Below are 1,660 nucleotides of genomic sequence, written 5' to 3'. Positions count from 1 at the left end.
CCTGCTATATAAAATGTAGAATAATATAGAATGAAAAGTATCTTATTCTATATTATTAGAAAGAACATATAGTTTTTCCTTTCTTAATTTTATTTACTACCGTCAACATTAGTATTCCCATATCCTAATTAAAAGGGTAATGACATTGACTAACTCTGATAGCCCTAGAGGGTATAGCCCACCCTAAAAATATTTTTTATGCTAAAGCCAGTAAATTCATAACCGCGTTTACATCTCTATCCATAATCGCACCACAGTTATAACATACATATTCATTATGTTTGGTGTTATGCTTGCGATTTCCTTGTAAAGTGATTTTATCTTCTTTTGTTTTTACAAAACCACATTCACTACACCTTTGAGTACTTGGATAGTATTTATCAGCTAAAATTAGTTCTTTACCATACCATTCGCATTTATACGTTAAAACCTGTCTGAAATAGCCAAATATTGAGCGTTGCAAACCTTTAGAGGCAACATGGCTCATTTGCATACCTTTAACATCCAAGTCTTCAATTACAATGGTATCAAAGTTATTAACTAAGTTTGTGGTAAACTTTTGAATTAAATCATGTTGAATATTAGTTACTTTAGCATATTCACGTTGCAACTTGGTTCTCGTTTTAACGTAATTATTGCTACCTTGAACTTTTTTACTCAACATTCTTTGATAATGTTTAATTTTTTGATACCTACGACTTAATTGCTTCGGTAGGGTATTAATTATTCCATCAGTATAATTAAAGTGACCCACATTTACGTCAACTGCCGTTTTAGATTTAGTCTTCTTTTTATGCTTAATTGTAATTTCAAAAGGTAAACTAGCATAATAATGCCCACGTTCTCGGTAAATCGAGACCACTTTTAAATCGCCTTCTAACGATTTAGCACCTTTAATCTTAATATCAGACCAAACGTGTTTAGTTTCTCGTGGTTTGTCTAATCTTAATTTACCATTTACAATTTTAGCTCTATCAGTTTTAAAGACTTGTCTTGGAGCTTTCTTTGATTTGAATTTTGGTTTACCCCAATCAACTTGAGCTTTATCAAAAAAGTTTTTCCAACTCTTAGCTAAATCAGAAACCACTAGCTGTAAGGTTCTTGCTGATAACTGATATTGCCAATCTTCTTTATTAGCCACCAGTTCATTTCGGACTGTATATTCGTTTGGTTTTAATTTCTTATCATCTAAAATCAAAGCTTGTTCATACAAATCTTGCCATAGTGCTAAGCCTTTATTCCAACAATACCTACGATAATCACACAGTTCATCTAAAACTTGTTGCATTTGAGCGTTAGGATATAATCTAACCTTTTGTGTCTTAACTACCATTATTATCTTCACCACCTTTCAAAGATTTATCATTTTTCAACTTGCTTTTATACTTTCGCAAACCATATAAACGACAAGAAAATACATGTACAATACTTACCATATCATCAATCATTTCTTGTGTAGGGCTTGTGTCGACATTATTTAGTACAATAATGTTTGTATTGTGCATTTTACATAAACGCTCAAACCCATTCATAACCAAAACGAATAAATCTATCTTTATAAGTAATGTAAATTGTCTCAATTTTATTGTTCATTACTTCTTCTAATAATTCATTCCATTTTCTTCGATTATAATTAAGCCCGCTACCAATATCAGTAATC

At 31.0% G+C, this 1,660-nt stretch carries 1 protein-coding gene and 1 pseudogene; both read right to left on the bottom strand.

The window, feature by feature from the left end:
- Positions 1-196: 196 nt before the first annotated feature.
- On the bottom strand, positions 197-1,333 hold the full coding sequence (locus FC36_RS06375) for an RNA-guided endonuclease InsQ/TnpB family protein (RefSeq protein WP_056986783.1): 1,137 nt from the start codon (positions 1,331-1,333) through the stop codon (positions 197-199).
- Positions 1,323-1,660, bottom strand: a pseudogene (locus tag FC36_RS12480) (IS607 family transposase); the annotation flags it as partial. The pseudogene FC36_RS12480 and the gene FC36_RS06375, both read right to left, overlap by 11 nt.

Source organism: Ligilactobacillus equi DSM 15833 = JCM 10991 (genome assembly GCF_001435735.1).
In the GTDB taxonomy this organism is placed as follows: Bacteria; Bacillota; Bacilli; order Lactobacillales; family Lactobacillaceae; genus Ligilactobacillus; species Ligilactobacillus equi.
This window is presented reverse-complemented; position numbering and strand designations above follow the sequence as displayed.

Coding starts and splice junctions, on each gene's coding strand:
- FC36_RS06375 (WP_056986783.1), bottom strand. CDS start 1,333: ATGGTAGTTAAGACACAAAAGGTTAGATTATATCCTAACGCTCAAATG.